The organism is Pseudoalteromonas sp. 1CM17D, assembly GCF_023161805.1.
Classification (GTDB): Bacteria; Pseudomonadota; Gammaproteobacteria; order Enterobacterales; family Alteromonadaceae; genus Pseudoalteromonas; species Pseudoalteromonas atlantica.
Map to the genome: position 1 here is coordinate 1 of NZ_JALNTP010000016.1, position 23,920 is coordinate 23,920.

At 42.0% G+C, this 23,920-nt stretch carries 25 protein-coding genes; 9 read left to right on the forward strand and 16 right to left on the reverse strand.

What is annotated here, in order from left to right; all coding sequences use genetic code 11:
* The first annotated feature begins 511 nt into the window (after positions 1–511).
* On the forward strand, positions 512–1,048 hold the full coding sequence (locus tag MSC25_RS18895) for a gamma carbonic anhydrase family protein (RefSeq protein WP_029773008.1): 537 nt from the start codon (positions 512–514) through the stop codon (positions 1,046–1,048).
* Here MSC25_RS18895 and MSC25_RS18900 read toward each other — a convergent pair.
* Both MSC25_RS18900 and aroE read right to left on the reverse strand, forming a co-directional pair.
* On the reverse strand, positions 1,031–1,291 hold the full coding sequence (locus tag MSC25_RS18900) for a DUF1488 domain-containing protein (RefSeq protein ID WP_248444322.1): 261 nt from the start codon (positions 1,289–1,291) through the stop codon (positions 1,031–1,033). The two genes, MSC25_RS18895 and MSC25_RS18900, sit on opposite strands and share 18 nt — an antisense overlap.
* The gene (aroE, locus tag MSC25_RS18905; protein ID WP_126005383.1) at positions 1,288–2,112 is read right to left on the reverse strand and encodes a shikimate dehydrogenase; all 825 of its coding nucleotides are present in this window, start codon (positions 2,110–2,112) and stop codon (positions 1,288–1,290) included. The genes MSC25_RS18900 and aroE overlap by 4 nt, the downstream gene beginning before the upstream one ends.
* A 53-nt stretch (positions 2,113–2,165) precedes the next feature.
* Between aroE and MSC25_RS18910 the strand changes: the two genes are divergently transcribed.
* Positions 2,166–2,603, forward strand: coding sequence for a group II truncated hemoglobin (locus MSC25_RS18910; RefSeq protein WP_029773006.1), 438 nt, complete (start codon positions 2,166–2,168; stop codon positions 2,601–2,603).
* Positions 2,604–2,696: 93 nt separating this feature from the next.
* Here MSC25_RS18910 and hemF read toward each other — a convergent pair whose 3' ends face one another.
* The 6 genes from hemF to MSC25_RS18940 form a co-directional block, all read right to left on the reverse strand.
* Positions 2,697–3,647 (reverse strand): oxygen-dependent coproporphyrinogen oxidase, encoded by a 951-nt coding sequence (gene hemF / locus MSC25_RS18915; RefSeq protein WP_054983830.1) that lies wholly within the window; start codon positions 3,645–3,647, stop codon positions 2,697–2,699.
* Between the two features lies 1 nt (position 3,648).
* The gene (locus MSC25_RS18920) at positions 3,649–4,212 is read right to left on the reverse strand and encodes an L-threonylcarbamoyladenylate synthase (RefSeq protein ID WP_248444324.1); all 564 of its coding nucleotides are present in this window, start codon (positions 4,210–4,212) and stop codon (positions 3,649–3,651) included.
* A 21-nt stretch (positions 4,213–4,233) separates the two neighbouring features.
* Entirely contained in the window at positions 4,234–4,809 is a 576-nt protein-coding gene (locus MSC25_RS18925) for a type I DNA topoisomerase (protein ID WP_004588033.1), read from the reverse strand.
* Between the two features lie 97 nt (positions 4,810–4,906).
* A complete protein-coding gene (locus tag MSC25_RS18930) occupies positions 4,907–5,380 on the reverse strand; it encodes a DUF494 family protein (RefSeq protein ID WP_029773004.1) in 474 nt (157 codons plus the stop codon).
* 1 nt (position 5,381) lies between these two features.
* Positions 5,382–6,473, reverse strand: a complete 1,092-nt coding sequence (gene dprA / locus MSC25_RS18935; RefSeq protein WP_004588035.1) for a DNA-processing protein DprA — start codon at positions 6,471–6,473, stop codon at positions 5,382–5,384.
* 31 nt (positions 6,474–6,504) lie between these two features.
* Positions 6,505–7,626 carry a LysM peptidoglycan-binding domain-containing protein gene (locus MSC25_RS18940; RefSeq protein ID WP_248444326.1) on the reverse strand — a complete coding sequence of 374 codons (1,122 nt, stop codon included), beginning with the start codon at positions 7,624–7,626 and terminating at the stop codon, positions 6,505–6,507.
* A 119-nt stretch (positions 7,627–7,745) separates the two neighbouring features.
* On the opposite strand from MSC25_RS18940, the gene def reads away from it, so the two are divergent.
* The 4 genes from def (at position 7,746) to trkA (ending at position 11,967) form a co-directional block, all read left to right on the forward strand.
* On the forward strand, positions 7,746–8,252 hold the full coding sequence (gene def, locus MSC25_RS18945; protein WP_248444328.1) for a peptide deformylase: 507 nt from the start codon (positions 7,746–7,748) through the stop codon (positions 8,250–8,252).
* 21 nt (positions 8,253–8,273) lie between these two features.
* A complete protein-coding gene (fmt, locus tag MSC25_RS18950) occupies positions 8,274–9,227 on the forward strand; it encodes a methionyl-tRNA formyltransferase (protein WP_248444330.1) in 954 nt (317 codons plus the stop codon).
* The gene (gene rsmB / locus MSC25_RS18955) at positions 9,220–10,515 is read left to right on the forward strand and encodes a 16S rRNA (cytosine(967)-C(5))-methyltransferase RsmB (RefSeq protein WP_004588039.1); all 1,296 of its coding nucleotides are present in this window, start codon (positions 9,220–9,222) and stop codon (positions 10,513–10,515) included. Before fmt ends, rsmB begins: the two co-directional genes overlap by 8 nt.
* A 75-nt stretch (positions 10,516–10,590) precedes the next feature.
* On the forward strand, positions 10,591–11,967 hold the full coding sequence (trkA, locus tag MSC25_RS18960) for a Trk system potassium transporter TrkA (RefSeq protein ID WP_004588040.1): 1,377 nt from the start codon (positions 10,591–10,593) through the stop codon (positions 11,965–11,967).
* Between the two features lie 87 nt (positions 11,968–12,054).
* Here trkA and MSC25_RS18965 read toward each other — a convergent pair whose 3' ends face one another.
* The 8 genes from MSC25_RS18965 to MSC25_RS19000 form a co-directional block, all read right to left on the reverse strand.
* Positions 12,055–12,270: an EF-hand domain-containing protein gene (locus MSC25_RS18965; protein ID WP_004588041.1), complete on the reverse strand. Its 216-nt coding sequence runs from the start codon at positions 12,268–12,270 to the stop codon at positions 12,055–12,057.
* A gap of 177 nt (positions 12,271–12,447) precedes the next feature.
* Positions 12,448–12,660, reverse strand: coding sequence for a calmodulin-like protein (locus tag MSC25_RS18970; RefSeq protein WP_004588042.1), 213 nt, complete (start codon positions 12,658–12,660; stop codon positions 12,448–12,450).
* 129 nt (positions 12,661–12,789) lie between these two features.
* Positions 12,790–13,002: an EF-hand domain-containing protein gene (locus tag MSC25_RS18975; protein WP_004588043.1), complete on the reverse strand. Its 213-nt coding sequence runs from the start codon at positions 13,000–13,002 to the stop codon at positions 12,790–12,792.
* A 463-nt stretch (positions 13,003–13,465) separates the two neighbouring features.
* Entirely contained in the window at positions 13,466–14,128 is a 663-nt protein-coding gene (locus MSC25_RS18980) for a flagellar brake protein (protein ID WP_054983823.1), read from the reverse strand.
* 29 nt (positions 14,129–14,157) lie between these two features.
* Entirely contained in the window at positions 14,158–15,609 is a 1,452-nt protein-coding gene (locus tag MSC25_RS18985) for a TrkH family potassium uptake protein (protein ID WP_004588045.1), read from the reverse strand.
* A gap of 50 nt (positions 15,610–15,659) precedes the next feature.
* Complete coding sequence (locus MSC25_RS18990; protein WP_024032141.1) at positions 15,660–16,274, reverse strand: YigZ family protein; 615 nt, start codon at positions 16,272–16,274, stop codon at positions 15,660–15,662.
* 86 nt (positions 16,275–16,360) lie between these two features.
* Positions 16,361–17,683, reverse strand: coding sequence for a Xaa-Pro dipeptidase (gene pepQ, locus MSC25_RS18995; RefSeq protein ID WP_004588047.1), 1,323 nt, complete (start codon positions 17,681–17,683; stop codon positions 16,361–16,363).
* A 184-nt stretch (positions 17,684–17,867) separates the two neighbouring features.
* Positions 17,868–19,754, reverse strand: a complete 1,887-nt coding sequence (locus MSC25_RS19000; RefSeq protein WP_248444331.1) for a transglycosylase SLT domain-containing protein — start codon at positions 19,752–19,754, stop codon at positions 17,868–17,870.
* 295 nt (positions 19,755–20,049) lie between these two features.
* On the opposite strand from MSC25_RS19000, the gene fadB reads away from it, so the two are divergent.
* The 3 genes from fadB to tusA all read left to right on the forward strand — a co-directional run bounded on the left by fadB (position 20,050) and on the right by tusA (position 23,872).
* Entirely contained in the window at positions 20,050–22,209 is a 2,160-nt protein-coding gene (fadB, locus tag MSC25_RS19005) for a fatty acid oxidation complex subunit alpha FadB (RefSeq protein WP_248444332.1), read from the forward strand.
* A gap of 4 nt (positions 22,210–22,213) precedes the next feature.
* Positions 22,214–23,383: an acetyl-CoA C-acyltransferase FadA gene (fadA, locus tag MSC25_RS19010; protein WP_004588050.1), complete on the forward strand. Its 1,170-nt coding sequence runs from the start codon at positions 22,214–22,216 to the stop codon at positions 23,381–23,383.
* 249 nt (positions 23,384–23,632) lie between these two features.
* Complete coding sequence (gene tusA / locus MSC25_RS19015) at positions 23,633–23,872, forward strand: sulfurtransferase TusA (protein WP_004588051.1); 240 nt, start codon at positions 23,633–23,635, stop codon at positions 23,870–23,872.
* Positions 23,873–23,920 lie beyond the last annotated feature (48 nt).

A 23,920-nucleotide genomic window follows, 5' to 3' on the forward strand; every position in this document is an offset into this window, starting at 1 on the left:
TCTTAAGTAAAACCTAAGTAAGTTATTGCTGTTGGTCACTCAGTTTCAATTGAGACTCTAAATTTGTTTGCCTCACTACCTAAGTAGCTTGGCTGTTAGAACTCAATCTGTACGAGTGCCCACACAGATGATTGCTTTATATTGTTAAAGAACGTTGCGACGTTGTCGCTAGGGATGCGTATAATACATCCTTTATTTTTCGAGTCAACACTTAATTTTAAACTTTCTTTTTAGAAGATTTAAAACCAAAGTTTTACTTAACTCTGTGAGCAGCTCTTGCCTCGCTATGCGTTGGCGTTCCCCGTCTCAGTGGGGTCGCATTATAGGGAGAACAGATTTTTACGCAAGCACTTTTTTAAAGAAAAACCAAAAAAAAGCACTGTTCGGTCAATATGTAAACTAAACCCTCTATAACTGGTAGTTTTATAATCAAAAAAGGCCTTTTCTGGCCTATATTTAAGTGTTGCTGTTACACTCAAGCGACTATAACTGGTATTTAAAAGGTATATATATGGCTATTCGTTCTTATAAAGGTGTGACTCCCTCTTTTAATTCGTCTGTTTATGTTGATGAGTCGTCTGTTTTGGTAGGAGATATTACGATTGGTGACCACTGTAGCGTATGGCCTTTAGTGGCAGCGCGAGGAGATGTTAACTATATACGTATTGGTGAACGTACAAATATACAAGACGGTAGTGTTCTTCATTTATCACGCGCGACTAAAAGTAACCCAGATGGTTACCCACTTATTATTGGTGATGATGTGACAGTAGGACACAAGGTGATGCTGCATGGATGTACGCTTGGAAATCGTATACTTGTCGGTATGGGCGCTATTGTAATGGATAATGTAATAGTAGAGGACGACGTTATTATTGGTGGGGGGTCATTAGTACCGCCAAATAAACGATTGGAGTCTGGTTATTTATATGTTGGTAGTCCAGTAAAGCAAGCCCGCCCATTAACAGAGCAAGAGCTTGCCTTTTTAAAAGTATCGGCAGATAACTATGTGCAATTAAAAGACGAGTATTTAGCAGAAATCAACTAGATTCACTTCTATCTGCCCTGCCGAGTTATAACTTTCATCTTCTATAAGTTGCTCGGCACATCCTTCGTAATCAAATCGGTATTTATCAAAATGCTGCGTTGCATGGCTTTCATCTTGAAGCCCTAGCTTTCGTAAATCTATAATACACTCCACCAGCATCCCTGTTACTTGTGCAAAAAAGACTAGTTGGTGGGAAGGTTCTCTAAACTCGAGTCTATCTATAAACTGTATGGCTTGATTCATTTAAGCATGCCTTGTTTTAGTGCTTTAACAACAGGAAGTATAGCGGGCATTTTATTACGCCATACATAATATGCCTGTGCGGCTTGGCCTACCAACATACCACTGCCATCTAACAGCTTAGCGTGGTTATTATGCTCTGCAACCCAGTTCATAAATACGGTATTTTGCTGGGAATAAAACATATCGTATGCCACCGCGCACTGGCTTAGGTGTTTTTCGTCAAGTGCTGGTAACTCGTTGTTCATACTGCTAGAGGTAGAATTTACGATAAGTGAGTAATTGCTTACTGGTAATGTATCAAACCCATAGCCTGTTACCTTGCCATATTCAGCAAATAGTTGCGCTAAGTCTTGCGCTTTTTTTGCCGTGCGATTAACAATCGTTATTTCAGCTGGGTTATGCTCAAGTAGCGGTAGTATTACCCCTCTTGCTGCGCCACCAGCACCAATAATTAAAATACGCTTATTGGTAATTGTCACTTCATTGGCAAGTAAATCATTAACAAAGCCCACGCCATCGGTGTTATCGCCTAACAAAGTGCCATCATCGCGTTTTTTAAGTGTATTAACTGCACCAACAATTTTAGCAAGTGGGGTGAGTTCATCAGCCATGGCATACGCTTGCTCTTTAAATGGCATAGTAACGTTGGCACCTATCCCGCCTTGCTCAAAAAAGGTGGTTACTGTTTTTTCAAAGTGATCGATAGGTGCTAATATTGCGCGGTAGTCGATTTGCTCACCCAAAGATACAGCAAATTGTTTATGTATCGCGGGGGATTTTGAATGTTTGATTGGATTTCCAAAAACCGCATATTTGTCCATTTTAAAGCAACCTCTTTGCAGTTGTACACTGCCTATTAACGATGATAAGTAATATGATTAAACGACTTTTTTCAAAATCTAAACCAGCTCCTGAGCAACCAGCGCCCACTCCTGAGAAAACACCGTATGAAATTATTGGTGGAGAAGCAGGTACCCGTGCTATTGCTAATAGATTCTACGACATAATGGCCAGCGATGAATACGCCAAACCATTATATGATATGCATCCTCTGCCATTAGATAGAATTCGCCAAGTATTTTTTGAGTTTTTATCAGGTTGGTTAGGCGGCCCTAACCTATTTACTGAAAAACATGGCCAACCTATGCTGCGCAAACGCCATATGCCTTTTACTATAAATAAAGACCTGCGCGATCAGTGGATGTATTGCATGAATAAAACCCTCGATATAGAAGTAGACAACCCCCTACTGCGCGAAGGGTTAAAGCAGTCTTTTGGACAACTTGCCACCCATATGATTAATGAGCACTAATTGTAACTGCTTAGCAAAAAGGCGCTGTTAAGCGCCTTTTATTAGGGTTTATTGACCTTTGCGGATTAAACAGCCCCTACCTTAATTTAATATTTATAACTGCCACTCTCTGGCTATCAAGTCAGTGGGTTTAGTGCTTAGCCACTCTTGTGGACGTAAATAGTATTGATACAAATTAGCCTCTGCGCTGTCGGGCGCGGGCTTATAATTGTATTCCCAACGCGCCAGTGGCGGCATCGACATTAATATAGACTCTGTGCGCCCACCGCTTTGTAAGCCAAATAGAGTACCTCTATCCCACACAAGGTTAAATTCTACGTAACGACCGCGGCGATACAATTGAAAGTCGCGCTGCTGTTGCGTGTATTCGTCATTTTTACGACGCTCAATAATAGGCAAGTACGCATCTAAAAAGCCATTACCAACCGATTGCATAAATGCAAAGCTCTGCTCAAACCCTAGCTCGTTTAAGTCATCAAAAAATAAGCCGCCTACACCGCGTGTTTCGTCGCGATGTTTTAGGTAAAAATATTCATCACACCACGTTTTGTATTTTGGATACACTTGTTCACCAAATGGTGCACAAATGTCGTGTGCGACTTGGTGCCAATGCTGTACATCTTCAAAAACGGGGTAAAAAGGCGTTAAGTCAAACCCTCCGCCAAACCACCAAATAGGCTCTTCGCCTTCTTTTTCAGCTATAAAAAAGCGTACATTGGCATGACTTGTAGGAACATGTGGGTTTTTTGGATGAATAACTAATGAAACGCCACATGCATGAAAGCTTCGCCCTGCAAGCTCTGGTCTATGAGCGGTCGCAGAGCCCGGCATAGATGCACCAAACACATGCGAGTAGTTAACGCCGCCTTGCTCTATTACATTACCGTTGGTGGTAACACGCGTACGTCCGCCACCGCCTTCGGCACGTTGCCAGCTATCTTCTACAAATTTTGCACTGCCATCGGCCTGCTCTAAGCCTTGGCAAATGGTGTCTTGCAAAGCCATAAAATACGCTTTTACTTGTTCTAATAATTCGCTTTGCATATTAACCTCTAAATACTTTGCCGGTCATGGCATCTTTAATTGTGCTTGGCTGCGTGTTGCCCCCTAAGGGCTCATCAATGTAACAGCCTACCTTATCTGCAAATTGCTGCTTGGCTTGTTCAATACTTGTTACGGTTGGCTGTCCGGTTAAATTAGCACTAGTGGAGACAAGAGGCTTGCCTAATTGCTGGCATAAGCGCTTAACACTTGGATGATCAGTAACCCGTACTGCAATCGTATCAAACTGCCCTGTTAACCATTTAGGCGTATTTTTAGCTGCAGGCATTACCCAGGTAATAGCACCGGGCCAACTAGAGAAAATATCAGCGCGTTTGTCCATTGGCAGCTTTACATCGTCAACATACTTTAATAACTGGCCGTAGTTATCGGCGATTAAAATAAGGCCCTTTTCAACGGGACGCTGTTTTATTTCTAGCAACTTCTCAACAGCTTGCTGATTATCTGGATCACACCCTAAACCATAGACAGCTTCAGTAGGATATAAAATAACTTCACCTTGCTCTAAGCAAGATATAGCCGTAGGCGATGTAGAAAGGTCTGACAAAATATGCTCCAGAAATTTATATTAATCAGTAGTGGTAAGTTTATGCAGGCAACTTTTTTGTGGGCACTGTAGCACAGTACCATTGGCCATTTTTTTCTCAATAACAAGCGGCCAATCGCACTTAGGACATGGCTTGGCTATGGGTTTGTTATTTAAAGTATATTTACAGCTTGGGTAACAATCGCATGAGTAAAACGTTTTACCAAATTTATTGCTGCGTGCAACTAGCTGCCCTTTTTTGCATTTAGGACACCCAGGTAATTCATCATCGTTATTATTAGGTTCGTCATCGTGGGCGATATAATGACACTCAGGGTACCCTGTACAGCCAATAAACATGCCATAACGGCCGTTTTTAACCACCAGCGGTTTTGTGCACTGTGGGCAGGCTGAATCTTCAAGAACCTTTATTTCGTTGCTGTCGTGATGCGCTAATGGACGAATAAAGTCGCATTTAGGGTAACTAGCACAACCCAAAAACGGACCTGTTTTAGAGTTACGGATCACTAATTCAGAACCACATTGTGGGCAGACTTCGTATTCTTTTTCTAAGGCGTGTTTATCCGCCGAGAAAAGCGAATGGTCGATTTTACTCATGAGGTTCCTAACGGGTTGCTGAATTTTCGCCTAATATACCCAAACCACTTAAAGATACAAGCTGTGCATATATGTTTAAGTGGTTTGGCATACAATTTTAATGTAGAAGTTCGGTGGGTTCGTCAAATATAAGGTCTTCCATTTGCTCGTAAGCCTCTTCTGAGCCAGGTACGTTAAATAACACCATAAGCACCACCCACTTTAAGTCGTCGAGCGAAATATAAGGTTTATCTAATGCGGCAAGGCGGTCCATAACCATTTCACGGGTTACACTGTTAACGACCCTTATTTGCTCTAAAAACATCAAAAAGCCACGGCATTCAACGTTTAACATTTTGCATTCGCTATCGGTAAAAATGCGCATTGCTTGGTGAGGCTTTGTAATTAAATAAGGCGACTCGTCGCTGCGTTGTAAATCGGCCAATTGTTCAAGCCAGTTTAACGCTTTATAAATTTCGGTCTTATTAAAGCCCGCGCGAAGTAATTCATCGGTAAGCTCGTTTTCTTCAATATAAATATCGGCTTCACTGTGAATGTAGTTTTCAAAAAGATACATGAGAATATCAAACATATTACCTTCCTGTGCTTAGCTTTATATACCCGTCTAACACTCGCTCTATTTCGTCGTCTAACTCTAAATCGAGCAACCTTGCCAGCACTTTATCAATTGGCCACTTGGCGCGACGTACAATTTCATCAACACTGGTTACCTCATACCCTATACTATTTAACACCTCACACTGTGACTGTTTGTTTACAGGCTCCTCTTTATTATATAGACCGCTTTGATAAGAAAAGCTCACCTCATCTAAAATATCTGTTACATTTTCGACTAACTTAGCGCCCTGCTTTATTAAAAAGTGACTCGCTTGCGATAATGGGTTTTTAATAGAGCCTGGTACTGCAAACACTTCTTTATTTTGTTCAATAGCGTAACGTACCGTGATCAATGAACCGCTTTTAATTTCGGCCTCTACAATAACCACGCCTAAAGACAGACCAGATATAATACGGTTTCTGCGGGGAAAGTTATGCGCATTAGCAGCGGTACCCGGTAAAAACTCGCTTATTAATAAGCCATGCTCTAATACTTGGTCTGTTAATAATTTATGGCGTTTGGGGTAGTAAATATCAACCCCAGTCCCTAATACACCAATTGTTTTGCCATTATTGGCCAATGCGCCTTTGTGTGCGGCACCATCAATTCCCCGCGCCATGCCCGAGGTAACAGTAATACCGGCTAAAGTAAGCTGATAAGCAAGCTCTGAGGCTATTTCGAGCCCCGTAGGGGTCGCGTTTCTACTACCAACAATGGCCACTTGCGGACTAGATAACAGCGATATATCACCTTTACAAAATAACAGTAAAGGGGCACTGGCTATGTGTTTTAGTTCGTTTGGGTATAGCGCATCAAAAATACACACCACTGTAATATTAAGCTGCTGTATTTGTTGCTCGTAATGGTTTACTTGCTGCCAATTGGTATTGAGTAAGTTGCAGGCTTGGTTTTGGGTAAGGCCAAGCTGTTGTAATTCACTTTGGTTTAAATCAAATAATGATTCGAGGGGGTGAGTATGTGATAAGGCTAACAGTGTTTTAATACCTAAGCCTTTACACATATAAAAGGCAAGCCAGTGGGCTAGCTTGCCAGATGACTGATCCATGCTCTCTCCTAGAGCACCGACTCGCTACAACTTAATGAATTACTACACTATCTCCAACGCGAATTGGGTGCTGATTTTTTGTTATTAATGCATAACTCACTTTGTCATACACTTTAAATACAATTAATTCACCCACTTTTTCGTGTGGCATTGTCCATGTTGTGGTGTCTTCATCTGGCTCGCTGCCAAATAATTCACCTGCATCAGATAAAAGCTTTTCAAATTTGCTCGAATCCTCTGGATAACGCGGTCCTCGAGGGCCATCAATAACGGTGGGTGATTGGCGTTCTAAATCGAGGATATGACCAACTTCAATTTGTTGCTCAGCACCTAAGTTTAGCACCACTACATCCATTGTGCTGAATTCTCTTACTTGGCGCGGAGAGTCAATAACACTGCCTGATACACTTTGCTTAGGACGATGCATATTAAAGTACGCTGGTAACATTTGCCCTTGCATAGCAGGGAGTAAAAAATCGCCTTGTTGTATTTCTTGTTTAACTGACTCAACCCGTAAAGACGATGGTACGCCATTGCGTTCATCGCCCGTTCTAAATGCACGAGCCATACCGACATAAGTAGCGCGAGTAGCTAGCTCTTCACCGGTTTGTGTATCTATGTAAGGTTCGCCTTTGTGATAAATAGCATACGCTTTATGTACTTTTAAATCGCCCTTAACGTATAAAATATGCCCGAGAGTTTGCGTTTTAGTATTTTCGTTTGCCCCTAAAATATACGGCTTATCATCTATGTCATCGCTGTTAATTGCTTGCTCATAACTTAAATAAGGTTTAATTATTTCAAGTGGCAAAGTGGTGATGGCGTTATTACCTTTTGGTGTAATACGCCCTTGCGGCGATAATTTTCTGTACGCTTTATTAATCACCAAACGCGGGTTACCGTCGGCGTCGTACACTAACGCGAGTGCATCGCCTGGGTAAATTAGATGTGGGTTATCTATTTGCGGGTTCATTTGCCACAACTCTGGCCACAGCCATGGTTCTTCTAAATAAATGCCGGAAATATCCCAAAGGGTATCGCCTTTTTTTACAACATATTGTTTTGGAGCATCTTTTTTTATTTGTAAAACATCAGCGACTGCGGGAAAAGCAGTACTTAGTGCAAACATAATTGCAGCCAATTGAGATTTCATTGGGCTTCCTTGTATTGTTTTTTCATTATTATTGACCAAAACCTGTTAAAGGGGAACGCGAATGGCTAAAATAAGAGCATACAATACCCTAAATTAAGCACAAGTGTAAAAAGGTAACTATGGCTAGGTTAGAAGTTTTAAGATTTCCAGATGAGCGTTTACGTACGGTAGCAAAAGAAGTTGTACAGGTTGATGACAACGTTCGCCAAATTGTAAAAGACATGCTAGAGACAATGTACGATGAAAACGGCATTGGGCTAGCTGCTACACAGGTTGATATTCATCAACGTATTGTGGTGATCGACGTATCAGAAGAACGCGACGAACCACTGGTTTTAATTAACCCACAAATTATTAAAAAAGATGGTGCAACAATTAGCGAAGAAGGCTGTTTATCAGTGCCTAACTCTTACGCAAAAGTAGACCGTGCTGAAACCGTAACCGTTGCTGCTCTTAACGAAAATGGTGAAGAATTTGTACTAGATGCAGATGAGCTATTAGCTATTTGTATTCAACACGAACTAGATCACTTACAAGGTAAACTATTTATTGATTACCTATCGCCATTAAAGCGTCAACGTATTCGCAAAAAGCTTGAAAAAGAAGCTAAATTTGCCGCGAAGTAATAAGCACCTTAGGAAAACTCAGTGACAAAACCACTACGCATTATATTTGCCGGTACGCCGGACTTTGCCGCTCGTCACCTACAAGCGTTAATTCAAAGCGAACACCAAATTGTTGGAGTTTACAGCCAACCAGACCGCCCTGCTGGGCGTGGTAAAAAGTTAAAAGCCAGTGAAGTAAAAGCGCTTGCGCTTGAACATGAACTACCTGTTTTTCAGCCACAATCATTAAAAAATGAAGACGCACTCACTGAGCTTAAAAGCTTAAATGCCGATATCATGATTGTGGTGGCTTATGGCTTAATTTTACCAAAGGCCATTTTAGAGGCGCCACGCTTAGGGTGCTTAAATGTGCATGGCTCTATTTTACCGCGCTGGCGCGGTGCTGCGCCTATACAGCGCGCAATTTGGGCTGGCGATGAAGATACCGGCGTAACCATAATGCAAATGGATGAAGGGCTTGATACCGGCGACATGCTGCACATTAGCCGCTGCCCTATTGCTGCGGATGAAACCAGTGCCAGTTTATACACTAAACTGGCTGAACTTGGTCCCGGAGCACTTGTTCAAACCATTAATAAGTTAGCCAATGGCGAGCTTATAGCAGAGCCGCAAAACAACGAGCTGGCAAATTACGCTAAAAAGCTTTCAAAAGAGGAAGCAAATATTGATTGGACGATGGATGCCGTACAAATTGAGCGTAATATCCGTGCATTTAATCCATGGCCAGTGTGTTTTACTCAAATGGGTGAGCACAGCGTAAAAATTTACCAAGCCTCAGTCGTTGAGCAAACAGGCCCTGCGGGCGTTGTTTTATCAAGCGATAAAAACGGCATTGTAGTGGCGTGTGGCAAGCAAGCATTAAGTATTACACAGCTGCAACCCCAAGGTAAAAAACCAATGGCAATTAGCGACTTTTTAAACGGTCGCAGTGACTGGGTAACTCCTGGCACCGTATTAGGCGAAAATAATGAGTAATGTTCAAAACGTACGTGCGCTTGCCGCTGAAACTTTATATAACGTGGTTGATAAAGGCGCTTCGCTAAATCAAGAGCTACCATTTGCCAGCCAAGGGCTGCCCCCTAAAGACAAAGCGCTATTACAGCAAATTTGTTACGGCGTGTTGCGCTACCTACCTAGCCTTGAAAACTACTGCCAACATTTAGTAGAACAGCCACTTAAAGGTAAGCGTCGTATTTTTCAGTTTTTGTTGTATGTCGGTATCTATCAGCTGCAGCATATGCGCGTGCCACCGCATGCCGCCATTTCTGAAACCGTTAATGCCCTTGGCCAAATGCGTGCATTAGGCTTAAAAGGCTTAATCAACGCTATTTTGCGTAGCTTTCAGCGCCAACAAAGCGAGCTTGAAGAAAAAGCCAAGCAAATACCAGTGTGTTTATATAACCATCCAAATTGGTTTATTAAACAAGTGCAAGCTGCCTACCCAGACAACTGGGAAGCGCTTCTTGAAGAAAACCAACAACAAGCCCCTATGTGGTTACGTGTCAATCAAGCCCAATACAGCACGCAACAATACAGCGAAATGTTAACGGCTAACGATATAGAGCACACGTTAAACCCTGAGTTTGTTGATGGTATTAAACTAGCTAAGCCGCGTGATGTATTTTCGTTGCCAGAATTTGATGTGGGCGCCTGCTCAGTTCAAGACGCCGCAGCACAATTAGCCGCACGCTTTTTAGCACCTCAAGCTGATGAATACATTTTAGATGCCTGTGCAGCACCTGGCGGTAAAACATGTCATATATTAGAGCTTGCTGATGCAGAAGTATTAGCACTTGATAGTGACGCCACTCGCCTAGAACGTGTTAAACAAAATTTAACCCGTATCGGTTTAGGCGCAGACCTACAATGTGCAGACGCTTCGCAGCCACACACATGGTGGGATGAGCAACAGTTTGACCGCATTTTATTAGATGTCCCTTGTTCGGCAACCGGTGTTATACGCCGCCACCCAGATATAAAATGGCTTCGCCGCGCATCAGACATTGAAGACTTAGCCACACTACAAAGCGATATACTCAATAGCATTTGGCCGCTACTTAAACCAGGCGGCACAATGATATACGCAACCTGTTCGGTACTGCCGCAAGAGAACCAACAGCAAGTCGCTAAATTTTTAGCTAATAATAGTGACGTTGAGCATATACCACTGCACGACAACGACACAGTTACCAACCCTGGTTTACAATTACTACCAGGTGAAAGCGACGGATTTTATTACGCTAAGCTAGTTAAAAAAGCCTAATAGCCGTACACTCAATAGCCATTTATTAAACAGTAAATGGCTATTTTTTTAATTAAACAGTAATTCGGGTAAATAATGAAAATAATCATACTCGGTGCCGGACAAGTCGGTGGTACGCTTGCTGAAAACTTAGTTGGCGAACAAAACGAAATAACCGTTGTTGATATAGACGGCAACCGCTTACGAGAGCTACAAGATAAGTACGACTTACAAGGGGTCACGGGGCACAGTGCACACCCAGATGTGCTCAGACGTGCAGGTGCAGAAGACGCCGACATGATTATTGCGGTAACCAGCTCAGATGAAGTCAATATGGTGGCCTGCCAAGTCGCGTATAGTATTTTTAATACGCCAACTAAAATAGCCCGTATCCGATCAGAGCAATATTTAAAATACCGCGAAAAGCTATTTCATAACGATGACCTCCCGGTTGATCACTATATTGCCCCCGAAGCACTTGTTACCAAATATATTCGCCGTTTAATAGATTACCCAGGCGCGTTGCAAGTGCTGCAATTTGCCGATGGCATGCTCTCTCTTGTGGCTGTAAAAGCTTACTACGGTGGCTTATTAGTGGGTTATGCGCTTTCTGCTTTAAAAGAGCATATTCCGAATGTAGAAACCCGTGTAGCAGCAATTTATCGCCAAGGTAAAGCTATAAAGCCACTGGGCACCACGGTAATAGAAGCGGACGATGAAGTATTTTTCATTGCTGCCACTAAGCATATTCGTGCGGTTATGAACGAGCTACAAAAGCTTGAGCGTTCTTACAAAAAAATTATGATAGCCGGTGGTGGTAACATTGGTGCAGGCCTTGCTCGCTCACTGGAAAAAAACCACAGCGTTAAGTTACTAGAGCGCAGTAAAGAGCGTGCTGAGCAACTCTCTGAAATGCTAGATAACACCGTCGTGTTTTGTGGAGACGCTTCAGACCAAGAACTACTATCTGAAGAGCACATAGAGCAAGTTGATGTGTTTATTGCCGTAACCAACGACGATGAAGCAAATATAATGTCGGCCATGCTTGCAAAGCGCATGGGCGCACAAAAAACCATGGTGCTTATTCAGCGTGGTGCGTATGTAGATTTAGTGCAAGGGGGTGAAATAGATATTGCTATATCACCACAACAAGCAACTATTTCGGCGCTACTTACACACGTACGCCGTGGCGATATTGTTAATGTGTACTCGTTACGTAAAGGCGCGGCAGAGGCCATTGAAGCCGTTGCCCATGGCGATGAAAACACATCAAAAGTAGTTGGCCGTGCGATTGCTGATATCAAGCTACCTGCAGGTACAACGATTGGTGCTATTGTACGTAATGACGACGTACTGATTGCCCACGACGACACCGTTATTATGTCTGGTGATCACGTTATTATGTTTTTAATCGATAAAAAGCATATCAACGTAGTAGAAAAGCTATTCCAAGTTAGCGCTATATTTTTATAGTTAAACACAAAAAAGCCGCTGACTAAGGCGGCTTTAGTGGAGTATGTTTTTTTTAATGCTAGGCAACCCTGCTTAGCAGCTTACTAATTACTGTACTTTTGAAAACTCTTGCTCAGAAATTTCACCATTACCATCAGTATCTAGCTGGTCAAAAATCTTCACTAGCTGTGAATTTACCTGCGCTTCTTGCTTTGAAATTGCACCATCACCATCGGCATCAAACGAGGCAAAGTCGACTGCAGCATACGCCGCTGATGAAGAAGCTAATACAATAACGGCAAGTGCTGTATTTAATGTTTTCATAGTTGTGTCCTAATTAAGAGGAAATCCTTTTCTAAGATCCATGGGTTTAAAAATTAACTAAAAAGTGCTTTTGCCAATGTGCATTACTAAGTTTTAATGCACATTGGATTAGAGAAAATGACTCTTTGCTAAGTGAACATGCGCTGTCCTGCCTCAATTGGCAAAGATCATCACACCCTAGTATTTAGAGAACTCTTGCTTTGAAAGCTCACCATTTCCATCGGTATCAAGCTCAACAAACTCAGCCATTAAATCCGCATCAACCGATGCTTCAGCTTGGCTAATAGCGCCATTGCCATCTACATCTAGCGTGTCAAAATCAGTCCCTGCAAATGCAGCAGAAGAAGAGGCAATAGCCATAAATGCGAGTGCTTTATTTAAATGCTTCATAATTTAATCCTTCAATATAAACAAATTAGTTAAATTCACTACGTGGTGTACGCAATCCTTGTAATCCTTTTTCGTAAGCTCCCTTGCCTACTTAGGTTGTCATTGGCAACTCAGGATTGTTACCACACTTTAAGCTTCTGAAAATTCTTCTTTTGATAGCTCACCATCTTGGTCAGTATCTAATTCTGAGAACATGCTCATCAGTTTTGCATCAATTGATGCCTCTGATTTGCTAATCGTGCCGCTGCCATCTACATCTAACGTATCAAAATCGGTTGCTGCAAATGCCGCTGATGATGAAGCAAGGGCGATAAGTGCTAAAGTTTTATTAATGCTTTTCATAATATAATTCCTTCAAGTATATGTGTGCGATTAAGTGTTTTACTTTAAATCACGTTATTGTTCAGTACAGCCAGACTATTACAACTTGAATGCCAAGTTTTAAAAACTCATTAATTTCAACTGGTTAAAAGAGCACTTGGCTATTTTTGATAAATTTTGGGGGGTTTTGTGTTGCAAACTAGCAACAAAGGGTAAAGCTAAGTTTTTAAATACAATAAAAAACAGCTAGTTACATAAGAGAAAAAAGCTACAATTTTCGGCGTAAATTGTAAGGATGAAGATTTATCGAAAAAAGAGACTAAATTTTAGCCATGAGGGGAGCTAACGTATTAAAATAACTCACTCGTAAAACCAATCTATACTGCTGATTTTTATAGAAAATAAAAATTATTTTTTGAAGTTTAAAAAATATGACTGCCACTCAAGTAAAAAATGGCCATTTGTTGCTATTAAGCGAAAGTGCTTATTCTAATGGCAGCTCAAGCATTGCGGGATCGATAAAATGCTCTTTCATAAATGCCTTCATTTCATCTTCACTGGCTAGAAGTTTAATACCACAATTAACTCCTGCGGCGTGTTCTTTTACACTGCATATTTCGCCAGTAAATGCTTTATTGTTGGTATCAACCGTCACCGTGCATTGCATATCTTTAATATTTTCATCGTTTTGATCGCCGCGTACATCAAACATCACCCCGGTAAGCGAGATGTCTTTAATCACCCCTTCAAGTACTCTATCGTCACTGAGAGTTAATTTTGCAGGTAATAAGGTAGGTATGCGTGTTTGCGCGCGCAGTGCAAATAACTGCACTTGCGTAGGGTAATTAATAAAAATGAGCCTAGCAGGGTGTGAGGCAACCGACATAAGCTGCTGCCTAAATGCTATCACTTGTCCGCCACTGCCTTCTATAACCGCTCTTACCACCACCATTACACCATCACGTAGGTAATCACTTGCAGCAGCTAAACGCTTTGAACTTGGGTAATTTAAAATAATAAATTTATTTTCTAGCAAGCCAATAAACTCTGTTTTTACGCGTTTACTACTGGTAGGCGTAACAATTTCCAAGTCGACCAATCGCCCTGTTGTTAACTGGTGTAATTTATCTAAATTAGAATGTGGCATGCCTGTTCCTAAGCATCATTTTTATATTATTACCCACGCCAAAAGGTCGGCGTAAATAGCACGAGTAAGGTGAATATTTCTAAGCGACCAAATACCATGGCAATGGTTAATAGCCATTTAGCACCATCGCTCACCGCCCCATAATGCGAGGCAACATCACCTAAGCCTGGGCCTAAATTATTTAAACATGCCGCTGTAGCAGAGAACGCGGTAATGTTATCCATGCCGGTTCCCATTAGCGCCAGCATTATAATAATAAATACCAATGCGTACGCTGAGAAAAACCCCCAAACCGCTTCAACTACTTTATCGGGCAAGGCTTTACGACCAAGCTTAATAGAGTATATAGCGCGTGGGTGAACTAAGCGGTTAAGCTCACGTATGCCTTGTAGGTAAAGTAAAAACACGCGTACAACTTTCATACCGCCACCGGTTGAACCTGCACAGCCACCTATAAAGCTCGAAAAAATAAGCAATATAGGTAAAAACAGCGGCCAAGTAGAAAAGTTGTCAGTAGCAAAACCGGCTGTGGTACTCATAGACACCGCCTGAAATAAGGCCTGATCGAGGGTTTCATCGCCATCGGCAAATATTTCGTTAGATGAGAGCACCGTAAAACAAATAACCACCAGCGCTAACTGTATCAGTAAAAAAACTTTAAATTCAGGGTCGCGAATGTATACCTGAATATTACGACTCGCTACTGCCGCGTAATGCAGTGAAAAGTTAACCGCAGCAATAATTAAAAAGAAAACACATATAAAGTTAATGACAGGGCTATCAAAGTGCCCTATTGAGGCATCGTAAGTAGAAAAACCGCCAATCGCCACTGTAGAAAACGCATGGCATATAGCATCAAACCACTCCATACCTGCCGCCCAATACGCCAACATACAGGTTACCGTTAACGACACATAAATGTACCAAAGGTGCTTTGCGGTATCGGCAATGCGGGGGGTCATTTTTGAATCTTTTACTGGGCCAGGGATCTCAGCTCGGTATAACTGCATGCCACCGACCCCAAGCATGGGCAGAATAGCAACAGCAAGTACAATGATACCCATACCGCCAAACCACTGTAATTGCTGGCGATAAAACAAAACAGACTTAGGCAGGTATTCAATTCCGGTAAGTACCGTGGCCCCAGTGGTTGTAAGGCCAGAAAAGGCCTCAAACACCGCATCGGCCATAGACAAATTAGGTTCTTGTAAAAAAATCAGCGGTAATGATGCAAACGCCCCTAGTACCAGCCAAAATAGTACAACAATTAAAAAGCCTTCGCGTGCTTTTAAGTCGCCGTTTTCATGCCTGTTTGGGTAATAAGCTGTTAAACCAATAACCACACTAAATATAAACGCTAATACAAAAGGAACACCACCACCATCTTTATAAAATAAAGACACCACCGCAGGCGGCACCATGGTAATACTAAACAGCGCAACAAGTTGGCCAAGGATTTTTATGATGGTACGAAATTGCATGTAGCTTATCGCTTTTATTATTAGTAAATATAAGTGTGTAAGTTATTGTCTTACTCTTTGATAGTTAACTCAACTGCGCCATGGCTTAAATCAAAAATATCTTTAATGGCCTGTTTTGCTTGGCGGCTATCAATAGTAATAACCCATTCAATATTAGCAGTAAATTGTTTTTCTATATTAAGTACTTGATAATTGGTTTTTAACAATTGCTCTATTGCGCCCTGCATGCTGTATTCACTCTGGCCTACAATCTCGATACTCGGTACTTTAGTCACCGTTTTTAGCTGCGAAAGTGCATTATTAAGCGACCCACCATAGGCACGCACTAACCCACCGGTGCCCAGCTTTATACCGCCAAAATAACGGGTGACAACCGCAGTAATTTCGCCAAGTCCAGAACCCACCAGCACATTAAGCATCGGCTTTCCTGCGGTACCATTTGGCTCGCCATCATCAGAAAAACCATAAACATGGCTTCCGCCTGGGTTACCCGCTACGTGCGCCCAACAATTATGACGAGCATCTGGGTACTTTTCTTCAATGCTTTTAATAAATGCTTTAGCAGCCTGTAGGTCTGGCGTATGCGCGATATGAACTATAAAGGTGCTTTTTTTAATTTCTTCTTGATGAAACACATCATCGGCGGGGTATTTATATTCAGACATAATTAAAGCTCAATTAAAAATGGGGCCAAAAGGCCCCTTTGCATTCGCGTATTTTAGCGCGTATTGGCGAGCTCGTCTTTATTAGCTTAGTCGAGCGCTAAATCACGAGTCATATTTTCTAGGCTGTCTTCGTGAACAATAATATTGTCTTCAATACGAATACCGCCGTATGGTTTTAACGACTCAATTTTTTCCCAGTTAATAAACTGCTTACTGTCGGTTTGCGCTAAATCACCTAATAATGAGTCTATAAAGTAAAGCCCTGGCTCAATAGTAAACACTTGGTTTTTCTCTATTTTACGAGTACAACGCAAGAATGGGTGCCCTTCTGGCGATGGCTGGTGGGTGCCTTTATCATCACGCATAAAGCCGCCCATATCGTGCACTTGTAGGCCAAGGTGATGGCCCAAGCCATGAGGGAAAAATGTTGAGGTAATTTTACGTTCCACAATTTCTGTTGCAGGTAAGTTTACAATATTGAAGTCGCTAAGAATTTGCGCAATACGGTTATGGCAATCAACGTGTAAATCGCCATATAACATGCCAGGCTTTAATGCGTTGCCTAGCTCAATTTGTATTGCCGTCATAGTTTGTACTAGCTCAGCAAATTCGCCCTGTTTTTTAAAATCGTACGTACGGGTTATATCTGCGGCATACCCATTAAAGTTTGCGCCAGCATCGATTAAAAACGAATTATGAGTAAGCGGTGCTTTTGGCTCAAAATGTGTGTAATGCAAAATAGCGCAGTTTTCGTTAAGCGCTACTATGTTGCCATACGGCATTTCGTTTTCGCTTTGGCGTGTAGCCATAAGGTACGCTTGCTGAATATCAAATTCGCTACCACCATTATAAAACGTATCGCGTGCTGCTTTATGTCCATCTACCGCAATGCGGTTGGCTTGGCGTAAACATTCAAGCTCGTACTGCGTTTTATAAGCGCGGTTATAATGAAAATAGTTAAGTACCGGCTCAGGATTCATAATACTAAAGCCAAGCGCTTGCGCTACCTCTAGGTATTCGCCCATGTAAGCGTATTTAGCTTTATCGTAAGGTAATAGTTTTTCAACTTGATCAGGCTGTAGCAATAATTCTATATCAAAGTACTCAGCCCAAAAATCACGCGGTTCATCTGGTACTTTGTGCCAAAAATCAACTGGGCGGTAAAAAATAAGCTTCGGTTTATCGCTACCATTTACCACAATCCAACAATGTGGATTATCAATAACAGGAAGCCATGCTTTAAAGTGTGGATTAACTTTAAATGGGTAATACATGTCGTCTAAAAACTGGCGCTTAGCTTGGCCTGAGTGAATAACTAGACCCTCGAGCCCTTCACGGTCACAAATTGTACGCGTACGTTGTTGTAATGTGGCAATATGCTCTGCATATAAAACGGCTAATTTATCCATTGTTAATCCATCTGTTAAATTTAACTTGCTTCGAGTCTACCACTTAAACGTAAAGCGCTCAAAAAAGGGGGATATTTAACATGTAAATATCCCCCTAATACTTATACCCATCGTGTTACGTTATTAGCCCTTTATTTAGCACGCTAGAATGGCTAAATATTTTAGGCAATTGGTATTACATAATTTACCCGCCCATTTTCATTTTGAGTAACGGCGCGAGCACGTTTCCTTCTCGGCCCATCCGGGTGTGATAAACCTGGCGATAAGCAAACACATTTTTTACGTAATCTCGCGTTTCTCTATACGGGATCAGCTCAACCCATAGCTCTGCTGGTATGGCTTCGTCAGGTAACCAGCGTTTAATACGATGATACCCTGCGTTGTAAGAAGCCGTAGCAAGTATTTCATTCCCTTTGTTTTTCTTTTTTAAGTACTGCAAGTAACTAGTACCTAAGCGTATATTGGTTTTAGGTTGGTACAAACGCGTACTCGATACCCTTGCTTTGTTAACGTATTCTGCCGTACTAGGGAGCAATTGCATTAAACCACGCGCATTTGCATGCGAACGCGCATCTGGTGCAAACGAGCTTTCGCGCCGTGCAATTGCAATACTCCACGCGGGGTCTATTTTGCTGCGTTTACTGTAGCGCTCAAATATATCTTGAAATGCAAACGGAAAACGCAGTTCAACATAATCCCATGCTTTAATTTTAGCTAACGTGAAAATAACGTTATCGTGCCAATTGTTTTGCGCTGCAACCTTTGAGGCAGCTAGTTTTTCTTCATCAGTAGAGGTGTTCGTTAAGTAATTCCATTCTCTGCGAGCAGAGGTAAAACGCTCGAGTTCGTAAAGTGCTTTTGCACGTTTAAAGCCCGGCGCATTCTTCACCTTCTCTACTAATTTTTGATCAACCTGCAAAGGCTGATTGTTTAAATCAACCGGCAGTCCTAATCGTGCCGCCGCTAAAAAACCATAGTAATCGCGGTTAGCGGCCACTTTAGTCCAAATTTCGTCTGCTTTTTGTTGCTCGCCTCGCTTAGCATAGCTATAAGCAAGCCAATATTGCTGACCTAAACTTAAATCGTCTTTACCTGTAAAAAAAGCCGCTATGCCTTCCCAGTCTTGGGTTTTAAGCATATTACCAAGTTGCCACTGAATTAACTTTCTGTCTTGTCGCGCTTTAGGCACTTTATTAAGCCAAAAGCTGGCCTGTTTATGCCCACTTGAAGCAAGCGATAAAGCAAACGTGTAATATAGATCTGCTTTTTCTTCATCGCTGTAGGTAAACATTTTTTCTAGCTTTTGCCAGGCTCTTAAAGCCAGCGCTTTATCGCGCCAAATTAAACGCTTAACACCATAAATGGCTATTTGCGCTTCTTTTGCCGACTTAGTTTTATAACGATACAAGCCTGCGGCCGCACTAGGGTCGCGGCGTACTTTTAAATATAAATCGGCTAAGTAACGCTCGTTTTTAGGTAACAACGTTTTTAAATAAGGGAGTAAACTTTGCGTACCGCCCTGCGCTGCAAGCGTTATGCGCTTCCATACAAGCTCATTATTTAAATAACCTTTTTTGCGCCAAAGCGAAAATAGCGGGTCGCATTCATTCGGTTGCGACTTACCCACCGTCCATAAATCGGTAACCTGATTAAAAATGGCTTTTTCTGGCGCCCCTAAATCAAGCTGAAAATCTAAAAACGTGCATGTTAGCGCTGCGTTAGACGTTTCTCGGTAGTTTTTTATATAAGCTGCTTTTTTATTGTTTTTTTCAAGATACTCTAACCACGCTTTACGTACCGGCCACTCAAGCGGGGTATGTTCATAAATGGTTAGGTAATCTTCTATTTCGCTTTGGTATTTAAAATTGGGATGGCGTTGCCAATATGTTTTTTCGACATACGGCTTTAGCGGGTGGTCTAACCCGTTTATTACTTCTTTAAAGTCTTGGTAACTTCCATAGCGCACTTTTTTTTCAGCATCTAAAAACGCGTCATTATCGATACTCGCTTGGGCAGAACTAAAAGGAAGAATAAAGGCAGCTGCCACAGCGCTTAATAAAAATTTTTTCATAATATCCTTTAGGTTTAACGACCTGTCAGGGTTAATAATTTCCAGTTTGAGACACTAAAACAATAATGAGAGTGCCTTTAATAAAGTATGAACAACATTTAATTTACGCACTCATAATAATTAATGAGTACCTTTAGCACATTCCAGTACACCTTAGCACCAAACCAGCTATATTTTAACCAACCGTTTGTAACCGAGTTAAATTTTTCGTTGCATTTTAATTTTAAAGCAAGCACACTGGTCGAAATGCAAACTCATCGTACCAGTCTTAGTTCGTCAACTAGGGAGAATAATAATGTTATATAAAAGCGATTCCTTTGAAGTTAGCTTCCTAAAGGAAAACATCGCCGAGTTTAAGTTTTGTGTTGCAGGTTCTGTAAACACACTATCTCAGCAAACTCTTTCAGATTGTGCAGCAGCATTAAAAGAATTAGCGTCTAATTCTGATATCAAAGGCATGATTTTCACCAGTGATAAAGATCACTTTATTATTGGTGCAGATATCTTCGAATTTTTACCAACATTTACTAAACCAGAAGAAGAATTAGTAACGTGGATCAAAAACGCAACCGACGTTTTTGACGCAATCGAAGACTTACCATTCCCAACTCTTAGCGCTATAAATGGCTTGGCACTTGGCGGCGGCTGTGAGTGGGCACTTGCTACCGATTATCGCGTTGCAAGCGAAACCGCTAAAATGGGCTTACCAGAAGTTAAACTAGGTATAATGCCTGGTTTTGGTGGCACAGTGCGCTTACCACGCATTATTGGCGCAGATAACGCCATGCTTTGGATCACCTCAGGCAAAGAAAACCGTGCCACTGATGCCCTAAAAGTAGGTGCGTTTGACGCGGTAGTTAGTGCTGACAAACTTTTAGAGTCAAGCCTAGCAACACTTGAATTAGCAATTGCCGGCAAACTAGATTGGCAAGCAAAGCGCGATGTTAAACTTCAGCCACTTAAATTAAACCGTGTTGAGCAAGGCATGAGCTTTGCGATGGCAGAAGGTATGGTAATGGGTAAAACCAAAGGCCACTATCCTGCTCCGGTTATGGCAGTTCGCACTATTAAAGCAGCGGCCAACTGTACTCGCGATGAAGCAATGGCAATCGAAAATGCTAACTTTGCAAAACTTGCGCGTACTAATGAAGCTGCAGCGCAAACCGGTATTTTCTTAAATGACCAGTTTATTAAAGGTAAAGCACGTAAGCTTGCTAAGCACAGCGATGTTGAGATTAAACAAGCGGCTGTATTAGGCGCTGGTATTATGGGCGGCGGTATTGCATACCAGTCTGCTTATAAAGGTACCCCAATTGTAATGAAAGACATCCAACAGGATGCGCTAGATTTAGGTATGGGTGAAGCATCTAAACTACTGGGTGCAAAAGTTAAACGCGGCCACATGCCAATGGAAAAAATGCTGGCAACGCTTAGCAAAATTAAGCCAACGCTTAACGATGCAGACCTACAAAACGCCAACATTATTGTTGAAGCGGTTGTAGAGAACCCTAAAGTTAAGCAAGCGGTATTAGCTGACCTTGAAAAGAACATGCCTGAAGGCACGGTACTTACATCAAACACATCGACTATTTGTATCGACTTGCTTGCAGAAGCGTTAGATAAACCAGAAAACTTCTGTGGTATGCACTTTTTCAACCCAGTGCCAAAAATGCCATTAGTAGAAATTATCCGTGGTGCAAAAACCTCTGATAAAACAATTAATGCAGTTGTTGATTACGCGCTTAAACTTGGCAAGTCTCCAATTGTTGTAAACGATTGCCCAGGCTTTTTTGTAAACCGTGTTTTATTCCCTTACTTTGCAGGCTTTAGCAAATTAGTTGTTGAAGGCGCTAACTTTGCAAAAGTAGATAAAGTAATGGAAAACGTATTTGGCTGGCCAATGGGCCCAGCTTACCTACTTGATGTTGTAGGTATTGATACGGCTTACCATTGTACTGGCGTAATGGCAGACGGTTTCCCTGAGCGTATGGCACGTGCAGAAAAAGATCCGGTAACTGTTTTTGCTAACGAAAAACGTTTTGGTCAAAAGAACAAAGCAGGTTTTTACAAGTACGAAACAGACCGCCGTGGTCGTCTTAAAAAATCAACCGATGCAACAGCAGTTGAGCTACTAGCGCCAATTACTGATGCACCGAAAGAATTTGATAAACAAGAAATTATCGACCGTTGTATGATCCCAATGATCAACGAAGTACTACTTTGTTTACAAGAAGGCATTGTTGCTTCTCCTCAAGAAGCTGATATGGCCCTTGTATACGGCGTTGGTTTCCCTCCATTTAGAGGCGGCGCGTTCCGTTACTTAGATCAAACAGGTTTAGCTAACTTTGTTGCAGCAGCAGACAAATATGCTCACCTAGGTGCGATTTACCAAGTATCAGAGCAAACTCGCAAATGGGCCGAAGAAGGTCGTGTTTTCTATAAGGTGGAAGGTTAATATCATGAATAATCCAGTAATTGTAGATTGTATCCGCACACCAATGGGTCGCTCAAAAGGCGGCGTATTTAAAAACAAGCGTGCGGAAGATTTAAGTGCTCACCTTATGAAAGGGTTATTAGAGCGCAACCCAGCAGTTGACCCTGCATCAATTGACGATATTTATTGGGGCTGTGTACAGCAAACATTAGAGCAAGGCTTTAACGTTGCACGTAACGCATCACTGCTTGCGGGTATTCCACATTCAGTACCAGCTACAACCGTTAACCGTTTATGTGGCTCGTCAATGCAAGCATTGCATGACGCAGCACGCGCTATTATGACAGGCGCTGGCGACACTTACCTAATTGGTGGTGTTGAGCACATGGGTCACGTTCCTATGACTCACGGTAACGACTTTCACCCAGGCTTAGCAACTTCAATTGCACAAGCATCTGGCTCTATGGGTTTAACTGCAGAATACCTTGCTACTATTCACGGAATTAGCCGCCAGCAGCAAGACGAATTTGCATACCGCTCACATCAACGTGCACATGCTGCAACAGTTGAAGGCCGTTTCCGCCGCGAAATTTTAGCAATGGAAGGCCACGCAGCTGATGGGTCTTTAATTTTAGTTGAAGATGATGAAGTAATTCGCCCTGAAACAACGGTTGAAGGTTTATCTCAGCTTCGCCCAGTATTTAACCCGGCTTCTGGCTCGGTTACTGCGGGTACGTCTTCTGCTCTTTCTGATGGCGCATCAGCCATGTTAGTAATGAGCGAAGAAAAAGCAAAAGAGCTTGGCTTACCAATTCGTGCACGCGTTAAAGCAATGGCTGTTGCCGGTTGCGATCCATCAATCATGGGTTACGGCCCAGTACCAGCAAGTAAAAAAGCACTTGCACAAGCAGGTATTACTATTGATGACATTGACGTAGCAGAGCTTAACGAAGCATTTGCAGCACAATCACTGCCTGTACTTAAAGACTTAGGTTTAGCAGACGTGGTTGATGAAAAAGTGAATTTAAACGGCGGCGCAATCGCACTTGGTCACCCACTAGGTTGTTCAGGTTCGCGTATTAGCACCTCGCTTATTCACTTAATGGAAGACAAAAATGCAAAATATGGTTTAGCCACTATGTGTATTGGTTTAGGCCAAGGCATCGCGACTGTATTTGAACGTGTTCAAGACTAAGTATTAACTTAAACATGTAGACCATCTTGGTGATTAAAAAGGCGAACTAGCGCAAGTTAGTTCGCCTTTTTTTATGCCACCAGCTTATTGCCGATATGAATAATGTGATCGGGTGTATTAAATTTAAACCAGATTATTTTTTACTGTATTACGCTTACCCGTTATATGTAAAACAGTTAACCAAACAGATTAATTGCGCTAAACTACCCGACCTAACCAAGCCGCGACTATTTTTACAGGTAACTTTTTATGAGCTTTGATAATCCCGATCACCAATTAGACGCCATGGGCCTACGCTGCCCAGAACCTGTAATGATGTTACGCGCTGCAATTCGTAAGATGAACGACGGTGAAACGTTATTAATTACCGCGGATGACCCATCAACCACTCGCGATATTCCAAGTTTTTGTACATTTATGGATCACACGCTGGTGGCTACAGACGCCGATGAAGCACCGTATAGGTATGTGGTGAAGAAAGGGCTTTAAGATTTGAAAGTTGGTTTAGTAAGTTAGGTTATTTTTGAATATTTAACG